Here is a 22,886-nt window from a genome sequence, read left to right on the forward strand (position 1 = left end):
CGTTTTTGGGTCACCGGTCGAGGCCCGCCGCTGAACGGCCGGAAAAGATCCAGCGGTCGAGAACGACAAAGTTGACGACGGGAATGAGGATGCAGGTGAGCAGTATAGGAATTGCGACAGGCAGGCCGAGTTGTCCGACGAGGAGCATTGGAAGGAGATAGGCGGCGGCAAGACCGAATCCGGTCAGCACAGCGAAGCGCGGCGCTTCGAATTGATGCGAGCCGGCCGACATGAACGTGAAGAACTTGTGGCCGAGATAGGAGAATGTGGCCGCAATCGCGTAGGCGGCGACGGAGGCCAGGGCCGGTGACACGTATCTTGACCCGGCGCTGGCGAAAAGGCCGGCACAAAGCGCATAGAGGACTGTGGCCGCAAGCCCCACCGAGGCGAATTTGAGAAGCCGGCGCGGGGCGAGTGTGCTGCACCAGGCGGAAATGTCGGGCAGGCGCAATGCAGGCATGATGATCACCGGCCGCTCCCGACAATGCTCTGGGATTGGCAACCGAACGATAGCGGATACTGCCTAAGGCGCCGTTAACCGCTTCGTTACAGCTTCCTGAGCGCCACCTCCTCGACCAGATGATTGGCGCCCTTGCGCAGGATGAGATCGGCCCGGGCCCTGGTCGGCAGGATGTTCTCGCGCAAGTTCTTCAGATTGATGTTGGCCCATAGGCCCTCGGCAATGGCGCGGGCCGAGTCCTCGGAAAGCTGCGAATAGCGGTGGAAGAAGGAGGCCGGGTCGCGGAAGGCGGTTTCGCGCAGCCGCATGAAGCGGGCGATGTACCAGTGATGGATCAGGGCCTCTTCGGCATCGATATAGATGGCGAAGTCGAAGAAATCCGACAGGAAAGGCACGATCTTGCCGTCCTTCGGCAGCTTGCCGGGCTGAAGGACATTGATGCCTTCGAAGATCAATATGTCCGGCCGGTCGATGGTCTGGAACTCGCCGGGAATGACGTCGTAGGTCAGATGCGAATAAACAGGCGCGCGGACATTGCGCTGCGCCGATTTTATGCCCGAAAGGAAACGCAGCAGGGCGCCGACATCATAGCTGTCGGGAAAGCCCTTGCGTTCCATCAGATTGTTGCGGCGCAGGATTTCGTTGGGAAGCAGGAAGCCGTCGGTGGTGATCAGATCGACCTTGGGACTCGACGGCCAGCGCGCCAGCAATTCCTTGAGCACGCGCGCGGTGGTCGATTTGCCGACCGCGACAGAGCCGGCAATGCCGATGATGAAGGGCGTTTTGACGATATCCACCGCGTTGAAGAAGGCCTGGCGCTGCCTGAACAGCAGTTGGCTGGCCTCGACATGGGCCGACAAGAGCCGCGACAGCGAAAGATAGATGCGCTTGACCTCTTCGAGGTCGACCGGATCGTTGAGCGAGCGCAGGCGATGGATCTCGTCCTCGCCCAGCGTCATCGGCGTGTCGGCGCGGAACTGCGACCATTGCTCCGCCGAGAAAAAACGAAAGGGCGAATACTTCTCGGTGGGGGCGAGTTGGTCCATCGAGTTTCCTAGCCTCCGCAGCGATCAGCCCCGGTCCAGCCGAGACGCCTTTTCGGCGATGCCCGAACGACTGGTGCGGCGCTCGAGTTCGGTCAGGACATCGGCAAGCGGAATGCCGGCGACACCCAGAACGACCAGCCAATGATAGATGAGATCGGCGCTTTCCGAAACGAGGGCCCGCCTGTCCCCGCCAACGGCTGCGATCACCGTTTCGACCGCCTCTTCGCCGAGCTTCTGTGCCGCCTTGTCGATGCCTCGCGCGAACAGCTTCGCCGTCCACGAATCAGCATCGCCGGAATGCGCGCGTTCCCTGATGATTGTCTCCAGATCGGAGAGCGAAAATTCAGCCATGGCGCCATCTATCTTCTTGTTTAAGCATGATCTTTTCGATAACCGGGTCCCACTTTTCATGCTTTAGAGCCGATCGCCCGATGAGTCCAGCCGCACCGGCAGGCCGGCGCCGGCCATATGCGCCTTGGCTTCGGCAATGCTGTACGTGCCGAAATGGAAGATCGATGCCGCCAGCACCGCGCCGGCATGGCCGTCGCGAATGCCCTCGACCAGGTGATCGAGCGTGCCGACGCCGCCGGAGGCGATGACCGGCGCACGCACGGCGTCGGCGATCGCGCGGGTCAGCGCAATGTCGTAGCCGGCCTTGGTGCCGTCGCGGTCCATCGACGTCAGCAGGATCTCGCCGGCGCCGCGATCGACCATCTGCCGAGCGAATTCGACCGCGTCGATGCCGGTCTTCTCGCGGCCGCCATGGGTGAAAATCTCCCAGCGGCCGGCCTCGCCTTCACCGGATACTTTCTTGGCGTCGATGGCGACGACGATGCACTGGTTGCCGAACTTGTCGGCCGCCTCGGCGACGAAATCGGGATTCCTCACTGCCGCCGTGTTGATCGACACCTTGTCGGCGCCGGCCAAAAGCAGCTTTCTTATGTCGGCGACCTGGCGCACGCCGCCGCCGACGGTCAGCGGCATGAAACATTGTTCTGCGGTGCGGGCGACGATGTCGAAGATGGTCTCGCGGTTGTCGGATGACGCGGTGATGTCGAGGAAGCAGAGCTCGTCGGCGCCAGCGGCGTCATAGGCCTTTGCCGCCTCGACCGGATCGCCGGCATCGATCAGGTCGACGAAGTTGACGCCTTTGACGACGCGGCCGTTCTTGACGTCGAGGCAGGGGATGACGCGGGCTTTCAGCATCAGATCCTCTCACGTGCGGCAAGAAAATCGCCAAGCAATTGACCGACGACAGGCGGAACCTCGCCCTTGGCGTCAAATGCCGGGTCGTAGGCGGACAGGGTGACGCCGGCAATCGGGATCGACCTGGCCAGCCCGCAAACGAGTTGCCGCAGTTGATCCGGGCTTGGGCCTCCCGGCTGCGCATAGCGGTTCACTTGCAGCAAATCCGGGTCGTGGACGTCCAGATCCAGATGCAGATGTGCCTGAACGGCGCCGGCTGCTTTCAGCCTTCCGACACTGTCGAGCGCATCGGCGCATTGGGTGCGAATGACAGGCAATGTGTCCAGCAGGCGCTTTTCGTCGGGATCGAGGTCGCGCGCATCGACCAGCATGCACCGGGACGGATCTATCGCCCGGAAGCCGGGAATCGTGGCTGCCATCGGGCGCCAGCAGAGACCCAGCGTCGTCGCCAGCGCCATGCCGTCGAGGAAGCCGTAGGCGGAGGTCTCGGGTGTGTTGAGGTCGCCATGCTGATCGATCCAGATGATCGAATCCGCTGCGTCGCCGGCCACCGCACCGGCGGCGGTCAGGCAATTTCCAGTGAGCACGATGGGGAAACGCTCATCGTCGCGCGCCAGATCGACCCTGGTGGCGACTGCCCGGCAAACCGCGAAGCCCGTCGCGATTTCGCGTCTCTGGGCATCGCCGACCTCGCCGATGTCCTCGACGACGACATCGTGGCCGCGCAAGGCAAGCTCATCGACAAGGCCGCCGGCAATGATGGCGTCGGGACCCTGGCCAAAACCGGAATGGTAAAGGCCGCTGTCATAGGGGGCGAGGATGATCGAGAGTTTCATCGCGCCCTCGCCTTCCCAGATCCGGCCGCCAGGATCGCCAGTGCCTCGGCCGGGTCGATACGCCCGTCGTAAAGCGCGCGGCCCGAGATCGCGCCTTCGAGTTTTTGCGCATCGGGCATGGTCATGCGCACGATGTCGGCGATCGAGGCCAGACCTCCCGAGGCGATGACCGGGATCGACACCGCTTCGGCGAGACCGATTGTGGCGTCCCAGTTGATGCCGGTCAGCACGCCGTCGCGGTCGATGTCGGTGTAAATGATGGCGGAGACGCCGGCACCCTCGAATTTCTTCGCCAGTTCGATGACGCCGAGGCTCGAGGCCTCGGCCCAGCCCTCGACCGCCACCTTGCCGCCCTTGGCGTCGATACCGACGGCGATCTTGCCCGGGAACGCCTTGCAGGCCTGCCTGACCAGATCGGGGTCGCGCACGGCCACAGTGCCGAGAATGATGCGGGCCAGTCCGCGGTCGAGCCAGTCCTCAATCTGCGCCAGCGTGCGGATCCCGCCGCCGAGCTGCACCGGGTTCTTCGTCGCCTTGAGGATGGCGCCGACCGCTGCGCCGTTGACGCTTTGGCCTTTGAACGCGCCGTTGAGGTCGACGACATGCAGCCACTCGAAGCCTTGTTCTTCGAAGGCTCTGGCCTGCGCGGCCGGATCGTCATTGTAGATCGTCGCGGTCGCCATATCGCCGTGCTTCAGGCGCACGCACTTGCCGTCCTTGAGATCGATGGCCGGGAACAGGATCACCGTTCAGGCGCCTTCGACGATGACGAAGTGGCCGGTTGAGGCGGCAAGCCTGAATTTCAAGGCTTCCTGGTATTCAGGCGATTCGTAGCATTCTATCGCTTTATCGTAGGACTCGAACTCCACCAGCACGTGGCGATTGCCTGTCGGCCCTTCCGGGTTCGCATGGCGCCCGGCCCGCACGGCAAATTTTGCGCCGTATTTCGCAAAAGCCGCCGCGTTCGCCTCGATATACTGCTTGTAGATCTCAGGGTCGCGGACATCGACCATGGCCATCCAGTAGCCCTTCTTGCTCATGATTTTCCCCTTCAGGGCTTCCAGCGCAGGAAATTGGTGATCAGCGCCAGGCCAAGCGCCTGGCTCTTTTCGGGATGGAACTGCGTGCCGGCGAGATTGTCACTGCTGACAGCGGCCGTCACCGGGCCACCATAGTCGGCAATCGCCAGCACATCGTCGGGTTTCCTGGCGTCGAGATGATAGGAGTGGACGAAATAGGCATGCAATCCCTTGGCGCCGGTCGGAATGCCGGAAAACAGCGGATGCTTGCGCGTGAGCTCGATCGTGTTCCAGCCGATCTGCGGGATCTTAAGCGCAGGATCGGCCGGGGTGATCTCCCTGACGTCGCCGGCAATCCAGCCAAAGCCTTTCGTAACGGTCTTTTCCAGACCTCGCTCCGACATCAGCTGCATGCCGACGCAGATGCCGAGGAACGGCCGCCGCTTGACGATCGCGACCTCCTCCACCGCTTCCCACATGCCAGGCACAGCGCGCAGCCCGGCCGCGCAATCGGCGTAGGCGCCAACGCCGGGCAGGACGATGCGGTCGGCGGTTCTGACACGCTCGGCATCGGCAGTCAGATCGATGGCGGCGGCGATGCCGGCTTCGTGCGCGGCGCGCTCGAAGGCCTTGGTGGCCGAGCGCAGATTGCCCGAACCATAGTCGATGATCGCGACCCGCATGTCAGGGTCTTCCCGGCGTGTGGTTCAGCCCTAGCGCGATGCCCATCTGCGCTGGCCGCGCATGGGCGGCATCCGGGACGATGCGTGGCGCGGGCGCTTGCTCGTCCGGATGCGTTTCGGCTTCCAGCACATAGCGCGTATCGGCATCGTCGAGCCTGTCGGCCTCGACCACGCCCCATTCATGCCAGCCACGACGGCGCAGTGCGGCAATCCGCAAGGCCTGCCCTTCCAGCCCGACATAGAGCGATACGAGCAGCGACAGCAGCGGGCCGGCCAGTCCAAGGCTCAATGCTTCGGCAAGCACCGAAAGGAGAGCCATGGCGACGAAGGCCAAGGCTGCCTCGATCCATAACCGGTGCCAGAGCAGCCACAGCGGCGGAACGAGGAAGCCGAGCCAGGAAAACCCATCCCGGATAAAGGCCGTCATATCAGACTTTTCGGCGCGGCCGGGCGGTTCCATCACGACATAGATGGCCATGACCTATCCCTTCAGAGATCCCTTGGTGGAAGGAACCGCGTCCGGCTGGCGCGGGTCGCTTTCAAGCGCGAAACGCAGCGCACGCGCCACGGCCTTGAAGCAGGTTTCGGCAATGTGGTGGTTGTTGGCGCCGTAGTGGTTGGTGACATGCAACGTGATGCCGGCATTCTGCGCCAGGGCCTGGAAGAATTCGCGCACCAGTTCGGTGTCGAACGTGCCTATCTTCGGGGATGAGAACGCAACGTTCCAGACAAGGAATGGACGGCCGGAAACATCGATCGCCGCCCGCGTCAGCGTCTCGTCCATGGCGAGATCGATCGAGGCATAGCGCATGATGCCGCGCCGCTCGCCCAGCGCCTTGGCCAGTGCCTGCCCGAGCGCGATGCCGGTATCCTCGACCGTGTGGTGGTCGTCTATGTGCAGATCGCCCTTGGCCTTGACCGTCATGTCGATCAGCGAATGGCGCGAAAGCTGGTCCAGCATATGATCGAAGAAGCCGACGCCCGTCGAAATATCGGATTTTCCCGAGCCGTCGACCTGGACCGACACGGTTATGTCGGTTTCCCCAGTCTTGCGGCTTGCGTTGGCGGAACGGGGCGGCATGACCTCATCCTTGTCCAGAGTTCAGTCCAAGCGATCACTTGCTTGAAAAACGAGAGCCTTCTAGCAGCATGATCCGGCGATTGCCAGTTGCCATGGCAGGCGGTATCGAGGGTGGCGGATGGCCGGTTTGCAATCATCGGACCTATGCATACATATGGCCGATCAAGTCACTCGTAATGCGCCAATCGCCTTCGCAGGATCGGTGCTGATCGGAGCAGAAAATGTCTGATAATCTGACCATGCACGCCACGACCATCGTGACGGTGCGCAAGGGCAGCAAGGTGGTCATCGCCGGCGACGGCCAGGTCAGTCTTGGCCAGACCATCATGAAGGGCAATGCCAAGAAGGTGCGCCGCATCGGCAAGGGCGGCAACGTCATCGCCGGTTTCGCCGGCGCCACCGCCGACGCCTTTACCCTTCTGGAGCGGCTCGAGGCCAAGCTCGAACAATATCCGGAGCAACTGACGCGGGCCTGCGTCGAACTTGCCAAGGACTGGCGCACCGACCGCTATCTGCGCCGGCTGGAAGCGATGATGCTGGTCGCCGACAAGTCGGTCTCGCTGGCGTTGACCGGCACTGGCGACGTGCTCGAACCGGAACATGGCGTCATGGCGATCGGTTCGGGCGGCAATTACGCGCTGGCTGCGGCGCGCGCGCTGATGGACACCGACAAGGATGCCGAGGAGATCGCCCGCAAGGCGATGCAGATCGCATCCGACATTTGCGTCTATACCAACAACAATTTCGTCATCGAAACGCTCGATGCGGGCTGACCCGGCCCTAGGCCATGATCCCGAAAAGTGGAAACCGGTTTTTGCTTCGCTGACCTCCGGTTCGGGGGGAGATCATGGCCAAACAAGAGAATAGATATGATTTTCGGCCGGTGACGGAGGCGGACCTGCCGATGATCGCGGCATGGCTCGCCGAGCCGCATGTCGGGGCGTGGTGGGATGATCCAGAGACGGAGATCGCCCAGATTCGCGAACACATCGACTCGATTTCCGTCGAGCCGCTGATCATCGAGCTCGACGGCGAGCCGATCGGCTATATGCAGAGCTACGACCCCCATCTGGAGGACGGCCACCCCTATCGCGACCAGCCGTTCGGCACGCTCGGCATCGATCTGTCGATCGGCAGGCCTGAGCTTGTCGGACGCGGCCACGGCTCGGCAATTGTCCGGCAGTTCGTGGAACAGCTGTTCGAGGAAGGGGCGCCGCGTGTCATCATCGACCCGGATCCGGCCAACGGACGAGCGATCCGCGCCTATGAAAAGGCCGGTTTCAGAGCTATCGATCGCAGGCAATCGGAATATGGCGACGCCGTGCTGATGGCAATTGACGCCGAAGAGGGGCAGTAACAGCATGAGCACAACCGGCGCCGACAAACCCGTCTCGGCCTATGAAGACAGCTGGCGGATGGGGCTTCTGCTCGTCCTCGGACTGATCATATTCCAGGCTGGAGCCCTTTACGGCATGGGCCGAACGCCGATCTGCACATGCGGCTATGTCAAGCTGTGGCACGGCATCGTGCAGAGCTCGGAGAATTCCCAGCATATTTCCGACTGGTACACATTCTCGCACATCATCCATGGCTTCCTGTTCTATGCGTTGGCATGGTTTCTGTTCCCGCGCTCGCCGATCGGGCTCAGGCTGGCATTTGCCGTCGCCATAGAGGGCGGCTGGGAACTTCTCGAGAACAGCCCTTTGATTATCGAGCGCTATCGCGCCGGCACGATCTCGCTCGATTACTACGGCGACAGCATCATCAATTCGGCGGCGGACACGCTGGCGATGGTGCTGGGATTTGTGATGGCGCGGAGGCTTCCTATATGGGTGATCGTGACCCTGGCTGTCATCTTCGAATTCGGTGTCGGCTACATCATCAGGGACAATCTGACACTCAACGTGATCATGCTGCTGCATCCGTTCGAGTCCATCCGGCAGTGGCAAAGTGGAATTTAGGGACATGACCACCTTCTCTCCCCGCGAAATCGTTTCGGAACTCGATCGCTTCATCATCGGCCAGAAGGACGCCAAGCGCGCCGTGGCCATCGCCTTGCGCAACCGCTGGCGCCGCCAGCAGCTCGAAGGCCAGATGCGTGAAGAGGTGATGCCGAAGAACATCCTGATGATCGGCCCGACCGGCGTCGGCAAGACCGAGATCTCGCGCCGCCTGGCACGCCTTGCCGGTGCGCCGTTCGTCAAGGTCGAAGCGACCAAGTTCACCGAGGTCGGCTATGTCGGCCGCGACGTCGAACAGATCATCCGCGACCTGGTCGAGATCGCCATCGGGCTGGTGCGCGAGAAGATGCGCGAGGATGTCAAGGCGCGCGCCCATATCAATGCCGAGGAGCGTGTGCTGGAAGCGCTCGTCGGCAAAACGGCGAGCCCGGCCACGCGCGACTCCTTCCGCAAGAAGCTGCGCGACGGCGAGCTCGACGACAAGGAGATCGAAATCGAAGTGAGCGACACCGGCACCGGCGGCATGCCCGGCTTCGAGATCCCCGGCATGCCGGGCGCCAATATCGGCGTGTTGAACATCAACGACATGCTGTCGAAAGCGATGGGCGGCCAGAAGACGAAGACGCGCAAGACGACGGTGAAGGAATCCTACGCGCTGCTGGTCGGCGACGAGTCCGACAAGCTGCTCGACCAGGATGAGGTGGTGCGCAGAGCGCTCGAATCGACCGAAAACGACGGCATCGTCTTCCTCGACGAGATCGACAAGATCGCCTCGCGCGAGGGCGGCATGGGCGCCGGTGTTTCCCGAGAAGGCGTGCAGCGCGACCTGTTGCCGCTTGTCGAAGGCACCACGGTGGCGACCAAATACGGACCGGTGAAGACCGACCACATCCTGTTCATCGCATCGGGCGCGTTCCACGTTGCCAAGCCGTCGGACCTGTTGCCGGAATTGCAGGGCCGTCTGCCGATCCGCGTCGAGCTGCGGGCGCTGGAAAAGGACGATTTCGTGCGCATCCTGACCGAGACCGAGGCCAGCCTGATCAAGCAGTACATCGCGCTGATGAAAACGGAGGGCGTCGACCTGGTCTTCACCGACGACGCCATCGATTCGCTGGCCGGCATCGCCGTCGATCTCAACGCCAGCGTCGAGAACATCGGCGCCAGGCGGCTGCAGACGGTGATGGAGCGGGTGCTGGACGAGATCTCCTATGACGCCCCGGACCGCCACGGAACGTCGGTCAGCATCGACGCCGCCTATGTGCAAAAGCATGTCGGCGACCTGTCCAGAAACACGGATTTGTCGCGATTCATCCTGTAAGACGGGACCGGGCGGCGGGAAGATTTCCGGACACTCTGCAGTGTGTGGCCAAATGGAAGCATCTGGCCACCTTTTGTCTCAGTTGTCGAAGGGCTCTCGACTCGAACTGGAGCTTTACCTAGTTTGCCCGGCGACTACAGCGCCGCGCGTCCTGTACACGCAGCGGACCTGTAGCACTTGATTTGGCGCATGACCCCGAAAATCGGTTCCGGTTTTCGGGGTCATGCGCTGTCACAGGCGGCGGGCGCATGAAAAAACTTTTTCTCGGCATTCTCGGGCTGACGCTGGCGACAGCCATGTTCGCCGCGCAAGCGGCGACGATGGTGCCGCCGGGCAACCGCCATGCCGAGCAGCCCAACATACCTGGCGCCTCGAGCCGGCGCACGCAGGCAACCAGCACCACCTTCCAAGCGAAATACCGCAAGGTCTATTCGCTGCTGCAGCACGACGCTGGCCTTCGCGGCAAGATCAGCCAAGCGGCGGCTACCTATGGCATCGATCCGATGCACATCGTCGGCGCCATCGTCGGCGAGCACACCTACAATGTCGACGCCTACGACCGGCTGCAGACCTACTACGTCAAGGCGATCTCCTATCTGTCGAGCAAGCTGTCCTTCGCCTATGAAGGCGAGGACATCACCGATTTCGTGCAACGGCCGCAATTTGCCAAATGCGCCGGCGAATCGGACAGCTACGCGCTTTGGGCGTGCCGCGAGCAGGTCTGGAACCAGTCCTTTCGCGGCAGGAATGTCGGGGGGACAAGTTTTCCCAACGACCGCTTCGGCGCCACCTTCTTTCAGCCCTATTATGCCGGCCAGACCTTCGGCCTCGGCCAGCTCAATCCGCTGACCGCGTTGCAGATGAGCGATCTCGTGCACCAGGTCTCCGGCCTGCCGAAGCTCGACGTTGGCGATCCGAACGGGGTCTACAAGACCATCATGGATCCGGACCTGACCTTGTCCTATGTCGCGGCGACGATCCGGAAATCGATCGATGCCTACGAAAGCATTGCCGGCTTCGACATTTCGGCCAATCCCGGCATCACAGCGACGCTCTACAATGTCGGCAGCCCGGAACAGCGCGCCTATGCGCTGAAGGCCGAAAACGACAAGCGCCGCGCCGCAGGCGAACCGGAGAAGCTGCCCGAGGAAAATTACTATGGCTGGCTGGTCAACGATAAATTGCCGGAGCTGAAGGCGCTGTTTTAGGCACGTGTTGAGGTTGCGGTGGTTGTCGTCACGCCGCCAGCAGCGACTTCAGCTTGACCGTTTGCGAACCGAGCGCCTCAGGCGCCGGCTTTGCCCGCCTGGCGATCAGCATCTCGGCTAAACGGATGTCGCGGGCGACCGAATTGCCTGGGCCGATGCCGCTTGCCGCGACCAGCCTGCCGTCGTCGGCGAGGTGGAACAGGATGAAGGCGCCGTCGTCGAGGTCGCGGCGCACGACCTTGCTGCCTTCATCGGAAAGCCCTGATATCTGCAAGGTCAGGCCGTATTGATCCGACCAGAACCACGGCACGGCCGCGTGCGCCTCGCCGGCGCCCAGCATGTTCCTGGCAGCAAGCGCACCCTGCTCCTGCGCGTTGCGCCAAGCTTCCAGCCGCACACGTCGGCCGCCATAGACGGCAAGCGGAAACGAGCAGCAATCGCCGGCGGCGAAGATGTCCGGATCGTCGGTGCGAAGCTCGGCATCGACTGCTATGCCGTTATCGATCGTCAGCCCCGCTTCCGCGGCAAGTCCGGTCACCGGCACGGCGCCGATGCCGATCACTGCGAGATCGGCGACGATATCCTGCCCGCCGGCAAGCGCGATACGCACCTCGGCGCCGTCGTCGGCGATCGCGGCGATGCCGTCGCCGCACAGGATTTTCACACCTTGAGCTTCATGCTCCTCGTGGATGATCTGGGCGATCTCGGCCGGCACGCCGCGCATCAGGATGCGCGGCTGCGCCTCGATGACGGTGACGGCGGCCCCCAGCCGTCGCGCCGCGGCGGCGAGTTCGAGGCCGATGAAGCCGCCGCCAACGATGGCGATGCGGTTTCCGGCGCTGAGATGGACGCGAATGGCGAGCGCGTCGTTGAAGGTCCGGAGATAGACGCAGCGCGCGCCAAGACCGGGCATTGGCAGCTTGCGCGGCACAGAACCGGTCGCCAGCAAAAGCTTGTCGTAAGGCAGGACCGAGCCGTCCGACAGGCGCACGAGATGCGCGGCGCGTTCGATCGCCACCGCCTGAACCGAATGGATATGCCGGATCGATCTCTCGGCCAGGATCTCATCGCTGGCGATCGCCTTGATCGCGGGCGCATCGCTGGCCATCGCGTCTTTCGACAGCGGCGGCCGCTCATAGGGCAGATGCGGCTCGTCGCCGACCAGCGTCACCGGCCCGTCATAGCCGAGATCGCGCAGCGCCAAGGCAGCCCGCCCGCCGCATTCGCCGGCACCGATGATGACCATTCCTTTCGCCATCACCGTCACCCGATCTGGACCAGGACTTTGCCGGCGTCGACCCTAACCGGATATGTCTTCAGATTGACGCAGACCGGCGCACCCCTGGCCGCACCGGTCTTGTAGTTAAAGCGGCCATTGTGCTTCGGGCATTCGATGATGTCGTCCATCACCAGTCCGTCGGCCAGATGCACCTTCTCATGCGTGCAGAGACCGTCCGTCGCGAAATACTCATCGTCGGGGCTGCGATAGATGGCGAAGGTGCGGCCGCCATGGTCGAACCGCATCACGTCCTCTTCGTCGATGTCTTCGGCATCACAGGCCTCGACCCAGTCGCTCATCAATCCTCCCGACGGTTTTTTGCTTGGTCAACTTGCCCGGCATGTTGCCTGGCATGGGCGCATATCATTCCGCTGCTGCCGCGACAGCATCGTTATCGTTGTGGAATTCCTCGCGATAGGGCTTCGCGGTCGGCGGCAGTTCGCGCCTGAGGAAATAGTCTTCATTGCGCAGCTGGCGCAGGAAGGCAGGCACCATCTCGCGATAGCCGGCCAGGATCGACGGTGTCGGCGCCGGCAGGTCGTGCTTGATCAGCTCATGCAGCCTGGGCAGCGCATGATAGGGCACCATCGGGAACATGTGATGCTCGACGTGGTAGTTCATGTTCCAGTAAATGAAGCGGCTGATCGGGTTCATGTAGACCGTGCGGCTGTTGAGGCGATGGTCGATGACATTTTCGGCGAGGCCGCCATGCTGCAGCAGGCCGGTCATGACATGATGCCAGGCGCCGTAAAGCCTGGGCAGCCCGACCAGCATCAAGGGCAGGAACGAGCCGCTATAAAGTGCCAGCGCGATGGTCCCGGCATAGATCGCGGTCCAGATGCGGGCAATGCGGATTGCCTTCGGTTGCTCCTGCTCGGGAATGAAGGTCTTTTCCGCCGGGCTGATGATGCCGGCCGCATTGCGCAGCATGTCGCTCATGGCATGCCAGGCATCGAGAATGCCGAAGAAATTGAGCACGACGCGCAACAGATCCGGCGGGCGCATCACCGCGATCTCCGGGTCGCGGCCGACGATGATCGTGTCGGTATGGTGCCGCGTGTGGCTCCACCGCCAGGTCACCGGGTTGCGCATGATCATGAAGCAGGCGAGCTGATAGATCACGTCATTCATCCACTGCGTCCTGAACGCGGTGCCGTGACCGCATTCGTGCCAGCGTGAATCGGTGGAAGAGCCGTAAAGGACGCCATAGACGAAGAAGAACGGCACGCACCACCAGGTGCCCCAGAACCAGGCGCCGCCTGCTCCGCTCAGGATCAGGGCGCCGAGCCAGATGATGGTGTCGCGGATCGCCGGGCCATCGGAGCGCTGCATCAGCGCCTTCATCTGCTTGCGGGGCACGTCGGTATGATACCATTCGGCCGCCGCCAGCCCGTTGTCGACGGCGAGCTTGGCGTCGCGGCCAATCAGGCTGTAGTCGCGCCGGGACGGTGCTACGTCCAAGGTTGCGTCCATGAGAAGTGCCTCCACCAGCATCCTGCAATCTACCCGGCCAGTGACCAGGCCGCGGCCGCAGATCTCGTAGTCTAGAAATAACCCCAAGCCATGATAGGCTCAATGTCATGAAGATAGTTTCTATCATTTTCTATCAGAATGATGTAAATTGGCTGGCAAGCGGAGAGAGCCATGGCCAAGCGACCAACCATAACCGATCTGGCGCGTATTTCAGGGGTCAGCGTCGCCACCGTCGACCGGGTGCTCAACAACCGCCTGCCGGTGCGCGAGGAGACCGCGCGCCGCGTCTATGAGGCCGCCACCAGCATCGGCTACCATGCCGCCGGGCTGATCAAGCAGCGCATGCGCCAGGACCTGCCAGAATACCGGCTCGGCTTTCTGCTGTTGAGGGGCAATGATGTTTTCTACGGCGATTTCGCGCGGGAGCTTGAACTGGCGGTGTCGCAATCGCAGCGCTTCCGCGGCGTCGCAACCATCGACTTCGCCACTTCGCTGGCTCCCGGCGAGATCGCTGCCCAGATGCGCAAGCTGGCGGCGAAATCCAGGGCCGTCGCCCTTGTCGGCCCCGACCATCCGACGCTGACGGCAGCCGTCGAGGCGCTGAAGGCGAGAGGGCAACCGGTCTTCTCGCTGCTGTCCGACTTTGCCGCCGGCATCCGCGAAGGTTATGTCGGCCTCGACAACCGCAAGGTCGGCCGCACCGCGGCCTGGATGATTGCCAGGGCGGCGAGGAAGCCCGGCAAGGTCGCGCTTTTTGTCGGCAGCCATCGCTTCCATGGCCATGAATTGCGCGAGATCGGCTTCAGATCATTCTTCCGCGAGCATGCGCCGGAATTCACGTTGCTGGAGACATTGGTCAATCTGGAGGCCAACCAGGTGACCCATGATGCGATGATCGATCTTCTGGCGCGGTACCCGGATCTTGCCGGCTGCTACGTGGCCGGCGGCGGCATGGAAGGCGCGGTTTCCGCGCTACGGACGGCGAGGCCGGCAAACATGCCGGTGGTCGTCTGCAACGAGATCAACGCCGAATCGCGCGCGGCGCTCGCCGACAACATCCTGACCATGGTGATTTCGACGCCGCTGGCAGCACTATGCCGCGAGCTTGTCGATCTGATGGCGCATGCCATCGAGGCAGGCGCGGCCAATGCGCCGGGCCAGACTTTCCTGCCCTTCGACATCTATCTGCCGGAAAACATCTAGGTTCGGGCAAACCTGGGGCTCAGACAATTCATCCAGGTTCAGATCGGGCGCCACGATGCGCCGGCAATGATGTGAACCATCAGCCTGATAGATTCTTGCAGAAGATTTGCCGGCCCTCAGCCGCGTTATCCGAAAATCCGTCATCCGATTTCGGAATCTCCTTGACGCCCGCAGGCGGAATGGAATAAATATTTCACTGGATAGGCATTTTGGTTCTTTCGTTCCGGAACATCTGTTTCAAGCAGAGGGCTGGCGTTCCAGTTGACGCAGAAATCGCCATCGGGAACGGAGATGGTAATCGGGAGAGATTCCCCTGTAGATCGGGGATTCCGGGTAGATCGGTGCAGCCGGACACCAATTCTGTGGAGGAGAAAATAAAATGAAAAAACTGCTTTTGGGCGTCGTGTTTTCGGCGCTGATGAGTTCGTCCGCTCTCGCTGCCAAGATCGGCGTGTCGATGGCACTGTTCGACGATAATTTTCTCACCGTGCTGCGCAACGGCATGATCGAGCAGGCCAAGGGCATGGAAGGCGTGGAACTGCAGGTCGAGGACGCGCAGAACGACGTCGCCAAGCAGCTCGACCAGATCAAGAATTTCGTCGCCTCGGGCGTCGACGCGATCATCGTCAATCCGGTCGACACCTCGGCCACCCAGGCAATGTCGGACGCCGCCGCTGCGGCCAAGGTTCCGCTGGTCTACGTCAACCGCGAGCCGGTCAATGTCGACACGCTGCCGGACAACCAGGCCTTCGTCGCCTCGAACGAGGTTGAGTCAGGCACTCTCGAAACCCAGGAAGTCTGCCGCCTGTTCAAGGAGGCTGGCAAGACCGAGGCCAATGTCTATGTGATCATGGGCGAGCTGTCGAACCAGGCCGCAGTGCAGCGCACCAAGGACATTGACGATGTGATCGCCACTCCGGAATGCAGCTTCATCAAGATCATCGACAAGCAGACGTCGAACTGGAAACGCGAGGAAGCGCAGAACCTGATGACCAACTGGCTGTCGACCGGCACGCCGTTCGATGGCGTGATCGCCAACAATGACGAAAGCGCCATCGGCGCCATCCAGGCCATGAAGGCCGCCAATGTCGACATGAAGTCGGTTGTCGTCGGCGGCGTGGACGCCACTCAGGACGCGCTTTCCGCGATGCAGGCGGGCGACCTCGACGTGACCGTGTTCCAGGATGCGGCCGGCCAGGGTGCCGGGGCGCTGGACGCGGCGCTCAAGCTTTCCAAGGGCGAGGCGGTTGAACAGAAGGTCTACATCCCCTTCCAGCTAGTCACGCCGGCAAACATCGACAAGTTCCTGCAGAAGAACTGAGGCAGCGGACCGTTTTTCGATAGGGAGCGGCGCGTCAGAGCATCGGAGCGATCTCGAGAATATCCGATGCTCAATCAAAGGGACGGCGCCGCTCCTCTTCCCTCATCGCCGTAGACAGGCGGCGGGAGGGCGACTGCTGACGGAGGAAGCAAGATTTGGCACAGACAACCCATGGCGTCGGCGGGCTCAGCTATGATGCGAAGAAGCGCACATGGCCTGCCGAGTTCAACGTTTTCCTGGCGCTCATCATCCTTGTCGGCGCCTTCGAGCTGATAGGCCGGGTCTTTCTTGGCGACAGCTTCCTGTTCAACACCCGCGCCAATGTCGATACGATCTTCAACGAGGCGCGCCTGCAGATCATCATCCTGCAGGTGTCGATCGTCGGCATCATCGCCATCGGCGTGACGCAGGTGATCATTTCCGGCGGCATCGATCTTTCCTCGGGTTCGATCGTCGGCGCCACGGCGATGATCGCCATGAGCTTCGCCCAGGTGGCGACGGTCAACGGCAACCCTAACCCCAAGGCGGTGTTCATCGAGCAGGGCTGGACCGACCTGCCGGTGATCGTGCCGGTGCTCGTCGCAATCGGCTGCGGCCTCTTGGCGGGCCTGATCAACGGCACGCTGATCGCCTACACCCGCATTCCGCCGTTCATCGCCACGCTCGGCATGATGGTCACCGCACGCGGCGTCGCCAAATGGTGGTCCAAGGGCCAGCCGATCTCGTTCCCGACCGAGAGTTTCGCCGCGATCGGCAAGGGGCTGATGCCGGTCATCATCTTCATATCGCTGGCGATTCTGTTCCAGCTGATCCTATCATACACCAGGTACGGCAAGCACTGTTATGCCATCGGCTCCAACGAGGACGCCGCGCGCATGTCCGGCATAAATGTCCAGAACCATAAGATCCTCGTCTTCGTCATTGCCGGCATCCTCGCCTCGCTCGCCGCCGTGGTGCTGAGCTCCAAGAACCTCACCGCTCAGGCCGGCATGGGCGTGATGTACGAGCTGGACGCAATCGCCATGGCGGTCATCGGCGGCGTCTCGCTGTCGGGCGGTCGCGGCTCGATCATCGGAACGGTGATCGGTGCGCTGATCTTCGGCGTCATCATCTCCGGCTTCACCTTCCTGCGCCTCGACGCCTATTACCAGGAGATGGTCAAGGGCGTGATCATCATCGGCGCAGTCGTTCTCGACCAGTGGCGCCAGCGCCTGCGGGCAATGAGGGCTTGATCATGTCGGACATCGTCCTGAAGACCGAAAACCTGACCAAATATTATGGCGGCGTGCATGCGCTCGAAAGCGCGAATTTCGAACTGCGCAAGGGCGAGCATGTCGCCATCATGGGTGACAACGGCGCCGGCAAATCGACCTTCGTGCGTCAGATCACGGCCGTCGAACAACGCACCAGCGGCAAAGTCTGGTTCGACGGCAAGGAAGTGAACTTCGCCGGCCCGATCGCGGCGCGCGAGGCGGGCATCGAAACGGTGTTCCAGAACCTGGCGCTTGCCGACGATCTCGACGTGCCGTCGAACCTGTTTCTCGGTCGCGAAAAGGTGCTTTTCAATCTTGGGCCTTTCTCGATCCTCGATCGCAAGTTCATGCGCAAGGCGACCGAGGCGGCGTTGATCCGCACGGCGGTCAAGATTCCCAACCTCAACAACACCATCCGCCACATGTCGGGCGGCCAGCGCCAATGCGTGGCGATCGCCAGAACGGCGACCTTTGCTTCCAAGCTCATCATCATGGACGAGCCGACGGCAGCCCTCGGTGTGCAGGAAACGATGCAGGTCGAAAACATCATCCGCACGTTGAAAGCCAATGGCGAGCCGCTGATCCTGATCAGTCACAACATGCGCCAGGTGTTCGACCTTTGCGACCGCATCGTCGTCTTCCGGCGCGGCCGCATCGTCGCCAATCTGCGCAAACAGGACACCGACGGCAACGATATCGTCTCATACATCACCGGCGCCAAGACGGGGGAGGCGGAACTGGCGGCCTAGCGCGGCGCCGGCGCGGCGAGCCATCGGCCGGTCGCTGTCGCAATAAGAAATCCACTGCGCCTCCTCTGAACGGTGCGGTAAAGATGCACTCCATTTCGAACCATCCTCAAAGGAATTCCCATGCCTCTCCGCTTCGCTCTTCTCGGTGCCGGTCGTATCGGCAAGGTTCACGCCCGCGCCGTCGGCTCCAATCCGCAGGCCAGGCTGGTCGCGGTGGCCGATGCGTTCGACAAGGCGGCGACGGATCTGGCTTCGGCCTTTGGCGCCGAAGTGCGCACCACCGAGGCCATCGAAAAAGCCGGGGATATCGACGCAGTTATCATCTGCACGCCGACCGACACCCATGCCGATCTGATCGAGCGGTTCGCCAAGGCCGGCAAGGCGATCTTCTGCGAGAAGCCGATCGACCTCGACGCCGGCAGAGTGGAACAATGCCTTGAAGTGGTCGACAAGGCCGGCGCCACTTTGATGGTCGGCTTCAATCGCCGCTTCGATCCGCATTTTGCCGCTGTGCGTAAGGCGATCGACGATGGCGCCATCGGCACGGTGGAGATGGTCACCATCACGTCGCGCGATCCCGGCCCGCCGCCGCTCGATTATATCAGCCGCTCGGGCGGCATCTTCCGCGACATGACCATCCACGATTTCGACATGGCGCGCTTCCTGCTCGGCGAGGAGCCGGTGGCGGTCAGCGCCCATGCCTCGGTGCTGGTCGACAAGAAGATTGGCGAAGCCGGCGACTTCGACAGCGTCAGCGTCATCCTTGAAACCGCTTCCGGCAAGCAGTGCATCATCTCCAATTCGCGGCGAGCCACCTATGGCTACGACCAGCGCATCGAGGTGCATGGCTCGAAAGGCATGGTTGCGGCTGAGAACCAGCGGCCGGTGTCGATCGAACTGGCCAACGAGAAAGGCTATACGCGCCCGCCGCTGCACGACTTCTTCATGACCCGCTACCTCGACGCCTATGCCAACGAGATCGCCGCCTTCATCGCTGCGGCGACATCAGGCAACAAGGCGGCGCCGAGCGGCAAGGACGGGCTCGTCGCGCTGAGGCTGGCGGACGCGGCGCTGAAATCGGCGAGGGAAGGCAAGACCGTTCGCCTCGACAAGACCATCTGAGCAACACCAATCACGGGAGCAAGGCGATGAACGGTTCCACCGGTCGCAATTCCGAAACACGCGCCATCGTCACCGGCGGCGCGCAAGGTATCGGCTTCGCCGTCGCCGAGGCGTTGGCCGACGAGGGCTGCCGGGCGTTAGCGCTGGTCGGCCGCTCGCAGGGGAAGGGCGACAAGGCCGTCGCCACCCTCAACAAGTCGGGCGTCGACGCCATCTTCATCAGCGCCGATGTTTCCAAAGTGGCCGACTGCAAGCGGGCCGTCGAAACGGCGATCGCTCATTTCGGCGCCATCAACGCGCTGGTCAACGCCGCCGCCACCTCGGCGCGCGGCTCACTGGTCGAGACGAGTGAAGAGCTTTTCGACCAGATTTTCCAGACTAATGTGCGCGGCCCCTTTTTCCTGATGCAGGGCGTGGTGGCGCAGCTGCTCGCCCGCAAGGCGCCTGGCTCCATCGTCAATGTCCTGTCGATGTCCGCGCATTGCGGCCAGTCGTTCCTGGCACCCTATTCTTCGAGCAAGGGCGCGCTGGCGACGCTGACCAAGAATGTCGCCAATGCGTACCGCAGCAACCGCATCCGCTGCAACGCGGTGCTGCCCGGCTGGATGGACACCGAAGGCGAGGCGATCGTGCAGAAGAAATGGCACGACGCGCCTGACGACTGGCTGGAAAAGGCCGAGGCGGCGCAGCCGATGGGCCAATTGGTGAAGCCGGACCAGCTTGCCCGGCTGATCAGCTATATGGTCAGCCCGCAGTCGGGCGTCATGACCGGGTCGCTGGTCGACTACGACCAGAGCATCGCAGGGGCCTCGCCGGAGTAGCTTCAGGCAGCGTCAGTTTGAAACGTCGGCGGAGGATTAGGTCCTGTGTGCATCGTGCAACCCCGCCAACTCAACCTGAACGTCGGCCAACTCTTGTTTCCAGTAGGCGAGATCCTCCGGCGTAGCTGGCGTCCCGAAGGCGTTGGCCTCGTAAGCGCTCAGCATGGCTTTGGCTGTTCTTAGGCGCGCCTCTGCCGCCGCTCGCAGCAGCGCATAAACATCGACCGGTTCTTCAGGATTTGGGTCCATTACCCCTAAACGTATCGAAGCTTGGGCTGGATCGCGAGAGGCAGGCCGTCAGATTTCAAGCTGAGGCGTTCCCTATATCAGAGACGTGACAAGCGCCTTCGCTTCGACTATATGAGCCTCATGATCAACCTGACCGCCACGTATTGGTACTTTAGGAGCTCGCTGGCGGCGGGAGGATTGCGCTCGATCTGAAGATTGCAGCATCAAAATCCGAACAGCCGCCAGACCTGGCGGCTTTTTTGTTTCAGCCGGCAGGTCTCCCAATCAGGAGCAGAAAGCCGTGTTGACCACCACAGATGATCTTCGGGTCAAGGAGATCCGAGAACTGAGTACGCCGGACCAGGTGATGCGGGAGATACCGCGCACGCTGACCGCGACGCGCACCGTTACCGCATCACGCAACGCCATCCACGCCGTGCTGACCGGCACTGACGATCGGCTGATCGTCGTCGTCGGCCCCTGTTCGATCCACGACCCGGCCGCTGCCGTGGACTATGCCAGCCGCCTGGCGACGCTGCGCGAGAGCCTGTCGGACCGGCTGGAGATCGTGATGCGCGTCTATTTCGAGAAGCCGCGCACGACGGTCGGCTGGAAGGGCCTAATCAACGATCCTGACCTCGACGGCAGCTTCAACATCGACAAAGGATTGAGGCTGGCCCGTAACGTGCTCTCCGCCGTCAACAATCTCGGCCTGCCGGCGGCGACCGAATTCCTCGACATGGCCACCCCGCAATACATTGCCGACCTCGTCGCCTGGGGCGCGATCGGCGCGCGCACAACCGAGAGCCAGATCCATCGGGAGCTCGCATCCGGCCTATCCTGCCCGGTCGGCTTCAAGAACGGCACCGACGGCAATTTGCGGATCGCCGCCGAGGCGGTGAAATCCGCCGCGCAGCCGCATCATTTCATGGCGGTTACGAAGGGCGGGCGCAGCGCTATCGCGACGACTACCGGCAACGAGGACTGCCACGTCATCCTGCGCGGCGGCATTCAGCCCAATTATGACGCGGCAAGCGTCGCGGCGGCCAGTGCGGACCTCGCCAGGATCGCCGTAGAACCTCGGCTGATGATCGATGTCAGCCACGCCAACAGCAACAAGAAGCCTGAGAATCAGCCGAAGGTAGCGGCTGACGTGGCCGGCCAGGTTGCGGCAGGCGACGAGCGCATCATCGGCGTCATGATCGAGAGCAACCTCGTCGCCGGCCGCCAGGACGTCGTGCCCGGCAAGCCGCTCGTCTATGGCCAGAGCATCACCGATGGCTGTATCGACTGGGCGACCACCGAGACGGTATTGCACGGCCTTGCCGACGCGGTCGAGCGACGCCGGTCGGCGCGGCGCGCCATGATCGCCAGCCGTCCGGGAGCGGCCTGAGGCGGAGGTTTACCTCACCGCCACCCAGCGCTTTTCCTCGAACGAGCGCGCCATCGCATGCACGGTGCGCTCGATCTCCAGCCCCTCGTCGAAATCGATGATCCGCGCCGGCCTGCCGGCCAGCCTGGTCAGCAGTTCCCGGCATTCGATGATCTTGAGGTCGTTGAAGCCAAGCCCGTGGCCGGGCGCCGGCAAGAAGGCATCGTAGGGATTATGGTGCGGCGCCACCAGGATGGTTCGGTAGCCCTGCTCGGTCGGGCGGTCGGCAGTAAGATAGAGCTGAAATTCGTTCATTCGTTCCTGGTCATACAGGATCGAACCCTTCGAGCCGAAGATCTGGATTGCGATCCGGCCCTTGCGGCCCCAGGCCGAACGGTTGACCAGCAGCGTGCCGGCAATGCCGTTTTCGAGATGCATCAGCACGCTGGCGATGTCGTAGGTCTCGACCGCGCGGCGTCCGCCGGACACGAGTTTGCGGTCGGCGTAGGGCTTGGCCATGTCGCACATGACGCGGGCGACGCGGCCGAACAGCACGGCGACCAGCGACAGCGGATGCACGGCGAAATCGTCGAGCGCGCCGTATCCGGACGCCGCCTCGTGCTTCCAGAAGAACGGCGCCTCCGGGTCGGCCATGAAATCCTCGTCCATCTCGATGCGCAGGTGATTGACCTCGCCGATGATCTTCTCGCCGAGCAGCGCACCGATATGGCGGATCGCGGGATTCTGGATGTAGTTGTAGCCGAGAGCAGCCACTTTGCCGGACTTTTGAGCCGCAGCCGCCATCGCTTGCGCCTCCGCAAAGCTCGGCGCCATCGGCTTTTCGCACCATAGATGCTTGCCGGCTTCGAGGATGGCGATGGCCATTTCCGGATGGAACTGGTTTGGCGTGGTCAACGAGACGATATCGACGTCCGGATCGTTGACGACAGCGCGCCAGTCGCCGGAAGCCTTGGCGAAGCCGAATTCGGTGGCACGGCGTTTGGCAAGCTCCTCATCGACCTCGCCGAGATGGACCAGCCTTGGTTTGGCCACGTCGGGGAAGACGGTGCCGACCGCGTTCCAGGCGATGGCGTGACACTTGCCCATGAAGCCTGTGCCGATGAGGCCTACTCCGACCATTTCCCTTGTCTCCGCTGTCAGCAAGATTTGTGTGGATGAATTAGTCCATTTTGTTCAGAAATGGAACGCATGCCTCATTTTTTATGGCCTTCTTGCACAGGCCCGCT

The 22,886-nt window shown here is 62.4% G+C and carries 26 protein-coding genes; 12 read left to right on the plus strand and 14 right to left on the minus strand.

What is annotated here, in order from left to right; translation table 11 throughout:
• Positions 1 to 10 precede the first annotated feature (10 nt).
• From NKH73_RS01045 to hisB, 10 genes are all read right to left on the minus strand, one after another.
• On the minus strand, positions 11 to 460 hold the full coding sequence (locus NKH73_RS01045) for a GtrA family protein (RefSeq protein ID WP_352926820.1): 450 nt from the start codon (positions 458 to 460) through the stop codon (positions 11 to 13).
• Positions 461 to 546: 86 nt separating this feature from the next.
• On the minus strand, positions 547 to 1,506 hold the full coding sequence (gene coaA, locus NKH73_RS01050) for a type I pantothenate kinase (protein WP_352926823.1): 960 nt from the start codon (positions 1,504 to 1,506) through the stop codon (positions 547 to 549).
• A 24-nt stretch (positions 1,507 to 1,530) separates the two neighbouring features.
• Positions 1,531 to 1,857 carry a phosphoribosyl-ATP diphosphatase gene (locus tag NKH73_RS01055; protein WP_352926826.1) on the minus strand — a complete coding sequence of 109 codons (327 nt, stop codon included), beginning with the start codon at positions 1,855 to 1,857 and terminating at the stop codon, positions 1,531 to 1,533.
• Between the two features lie 63 nt (positions 1,858 to 1,920).
• Positions 1,921 to 2,715 (minus strand): imidazole glycerol phosphate synthase subunit HisF, encoded by a 795-nt coding sequence (gene hisF / locus NKH73_RS01060; protein WP_352927646.1) that lies wholly within the window; start codon positions 2,713 to 2,715, stop codon positions 1,921 to 1,923.
• Entirely contained in the window at positions 2,712 to 3,548 is an 837-nt protein-coding gene (locus NKH73_RS01065; protein ID WP_352926830.1) for an arginase family protein, read from the minus strand. Before NKH73_RS01065 ends, hisF begins: the two co-directional genes overlap by 4 nt.
• Complete coding sequence (gene hisA, locus NKH73_RS01070; RefSeq protein WP_352926833.1) at positions 3,545 to 4,294, minus strand: 1-(5-phosphoribosyl)-5-[(5-phosphoribosylamino)methylideneamino]imidazole-4-carboxamide isomerase; 750 nt, start codon at positions 4,292 to 4,294, stop codon at positions 3,545 to 3,547. Before hisA ends, NKH73_RS01065 begins: the two co-directional genes overlap by 4 nt.
• A gap of 3 nt (positions 4,295 to 4,297) precedes the next feature.
• On the minus strand, positions 4,298 to 4,588 hold the full coding sequence (locus NKH73_RS01075) for a DUF1330 domain-containing protein (RefSeq protein WP_352926836.1): 291 nt from the start codon (positions 4,586 to 4,588) through the stop codon (positions 4,298 to 4,300).
• Between the two features lie 11 nt (positions 4,589 to 4,599).
• The gene (hisH, locus tag NKH73_RS01080; RefSeq protein WP_352926838.1) at positions 4,600 to 5,250 is read right to left on the minus strand and encodes an imidazole glycerol phosphate synthase subunit HisH; all 651 of its coding nucleotides are present in this window, start codon (positions 5,248 to 5,250) and stop codon (positions 4,600 to 4,602) included.
• Position 5,251: 1 nt separating this feature from the next.
• Entirely contained in the window at positions 5,252 to 5,728 is a 477-nt protein-coding gene (locus NKH73_RS01085; RefSeq protein ID WP_292505698.1) for a DUF2628 domain-containing protein, read from the minus strand.
• Between the two features lie 3 nt (positions 5,729 to 5,731).
• On the minus strand, positions 5,732 to 6,331 hold the full coding sequence (gene hisB / locus NKH73_RS01090; protein ID WP_352926842.1) for an imidazoleglycerol-phosphate dehydratase HisB: 600 nt from the start codon (positions 6,329 to 6,331) through the stop codon (positions 5,732 to 5,734).
• A gap of 221 nt (positions 6,332 to 6,552) precedes the next feature.
• Here hisB and hslV point away from each other — a divergent pair, with 221 nt between their 5' ends.
• The 5 genes from hslV to NKH73_RS01115 all read left to right on the plus strand — a co-directional run bounded on the left by hslV (position 6,553) and on the right by NKH73_RS01115 (position 10,818).
• On the plus strand, positions 6,553 to 7,104 hold the full coding sequence (gene hslV, locus NKH73_RS01095; protein ID WP_352926845.1) for an ATP-dependent protease subunit HslV: 552 nt from the start codon (positions 6,553 to 6,555) through the stop codon (positions 7,102 to 7,104).
• Positions 7,105 to 7,178: 74 nt separating this feature from the next.
• Entirely contained in the window at positions 7,179 to 7,688 is a 510-nt protein-coding gene (locus NKH73_RS01100) for a GNAT family N-acetyltransferase (RefSeq protein WP_352926847.1), read from the plus strand.
• Positions 7,689 to 7,692: 4 nt separating this feature from the next.
• Positions 7,693 to 8,292, plus strand: a complete 600-nt coding sequence (locus tag NKH73_RS01105; RefSeq protein WP_352926850.1) for a DUF2585 domain-containing protein — start codon at positions 7,693 to 7,695, stop codon at positions 8,290 to 8,292.
• Positions 8,293 to 8,296: 4 nt separating this feature from the next.
• Complete coding sequence (gene hslU, locus NKH73_RS01110) at positions 8,297 to 9,610, plus strand: ATP-dependent protease ATPase subunit HslU (RefSeq protein ID WP_352926853.1); 1,314 nt, start codon at positions 8,297 to 8,299, stop codon at positions 9,608 to 9,610.
• 248 nt (positions 9,611 to 9,858) lie between these two features.
• Positions 9,859 to 10,818, plus strand: a complete 960-nt coding sequence (locus tag NKH73_RS01115) for a DUF1402 family protein (RefSeq protein ID WP_352926856.1) — start codon at positions 9,859 to 9,861, stop codon at positions 10,816 to 10,818.
• 28 nt (positions 10,819 to 10,846) lie between these two features.
• Here the strand turns inward: NKH73_RS01115 and NKH73_RS01120 are convergent, their stop codons facing one another.
• From NKH73_RS01120 to NKH73_RS01130, 3 genes are all read right to left on the minus strand, one after another.
• Positions 10,847 to 12,076: an NAD(P)/FAD-dependent oxidoreductase gene (locus NKH73_RS01120; protein WP_352926858.1), complete on the minus strand. Its 1,230-nt coding sequence runs from the start codon at positions 12,074 to 12,076 to the stop codon at positions 10,847 to 10,849.
• Positions 12,077 to 12,081: 5 nt separating this feature from the next.
• Positions 12,082 to 12,396: a Rieske (2Fe-2S) protein gene (locus NKH73_RS01125; RefSeq protein ID WP_352926861.1), complete on the minus strand. Its 315-nt coding sequence runs from the start codon at positions 12,394 to 12,396 to the stop codon at positions 12,082 to 12,084.
• A 64-nt stretch (positions 12,397 to 12,460) separates the two neighbouring features.
• Positions 12,461 to 13,570, minus strand: coding sequence for a fatty acid desaturase family protein (locus NKH73_RS01130; protein WP_352926864.1), 1,110 nt, complete (start codon positions 13,568 to 13,570; stop codon positions 12,461 to 12,463).
• A gap of 171 nt (positions 13,571 to 13,741) precedes the next feature.
• On the opposite strand from NKH73_RS01130, the gene NKH73_RS01135 reads away from it, so the two are divergent.
• The 7 genes from NKH73_RS01135 (at position 13,742) to NKH73_RS01165 (ending at position 21,660) form a co-directional block, all read left to right on the plus strand.
• A complete protein-coding gene (locus NKH73_RS01135) occupies positions 13,742 to 14,773 on the plus strand; it encodes a LacI family DNA-binding transcriptional regulator (protein ID WP_352926866.1) in 1,032 nt (343 codons plus the stop codon).
• Between the two features lie 379 nt (positions 14,774 to 15,152).
• The gene (locus NKH73_RS01140; RefSeq protein ID WP_352926868.1) at positions 15,153 to 16,094 is read left to right on the plus strand and encodes a sugar ABC transporter substrate-binding protein; all 942 of its coding nucleotides are present in this window, start codon (positions 15,153 to 15,155) and stop codon (positions 16,092 to 16,094) included.
• Positions 16,095 to 16,249: 155 nt separating this feature from the next.
• Positions 16,250 to 17,326, plus strand: coding sequence for an ABC transporter permease (locus tag NKH73_RS01145; RefSeq protein ID WP_352926871.1), 1,077 nt, complete (start codon positions 16,250 to 16,252; stop codon positions 17,324 to 17,326).
• A 2-nt stretch (positions 17,327 to 17,328) separates the two neighbouring features.
• Positions 17,329 to 18,096 (plus strand): ATP-binding cassette domain-containing protein, encoded by a 768-nt coding sequence (locus NKH73_RS01150; protein WP_095484497.1) that lies wholly within the window; start codon positions 17,329 to 17,331, stop codon positions 18,094 to 18,096.
• A 120-nt stretch (positions 18,097 to 18,216) separates the two neighbouring features.
• Positions 18,217 to 19,218: an inositol 2-dehydrogenase gene (gene iolG, locus NKH73_RS01155; RefSeq protein WP_352926875.1), complete on the plus strand. Its 1,002-nt coding sequence runs from the start codon at positions 18,217 to 18,219 to the stop codon at positions 19,216 to 19,218.
• Positions 19,219 to 19,244: 26 nt separating this feature from the next.
• On the plus strand, positions 19,245 to 20,039 hold the full coding sequence (locus NKH73_RS01160; protein ID WP_352926878.1) for an SDR family oxidoreductase: 795 nt from the start codon (positions 19,245 to 19,247) through the stop codon (positions 20,037 to 20,039).
• Between the two features lie 529 nt (positions 20,040 to 20,568).
• Positions 20,569 to 21,660 carry a 3-deoxy-7-phosphoheptulonate synthase gene (locus NKH73_RS01165; protein WP_352926880.1) on the plus strand — a complete coding sequence of 364 codons (1,092 nt, stop codon included), beginning with the start codon at positions 20,569 to 20,571 and terminating at the stop codon, positions 21,658 to 21,660.
• Positions 21,661 to 21,669: 9 nt separating this feature from the next.
• Here the strand turns inward: NKH73_RS01165 and NKH73_RS01170 are convergent, their stop codons facing one another.
• Entirely contained in the window at positions 21,670 to 22,779 is a 1,110-nt protein-coding gene (locus tag NKH73_RS01170; protein WP_352926882.1) for a Gfo/Idh/MocA family protein, read from the minus strand.
• Between the last annotated feature and the right edge of the window lie 107 nt (positions 22,780 to 22,886).

Origin of the sequence: Mesorhizobium sp. M0938, assembly GCF_040319125.1 — a bacterium.
In the GTDB taxonomy this organism is placed as follows: Bacteria; Pseudomonadota; Alphaproteobacteria; order Rhizobiales; family Rhizobiaceae; genus Mesorhizobium; species Mesorhizobium robiniae.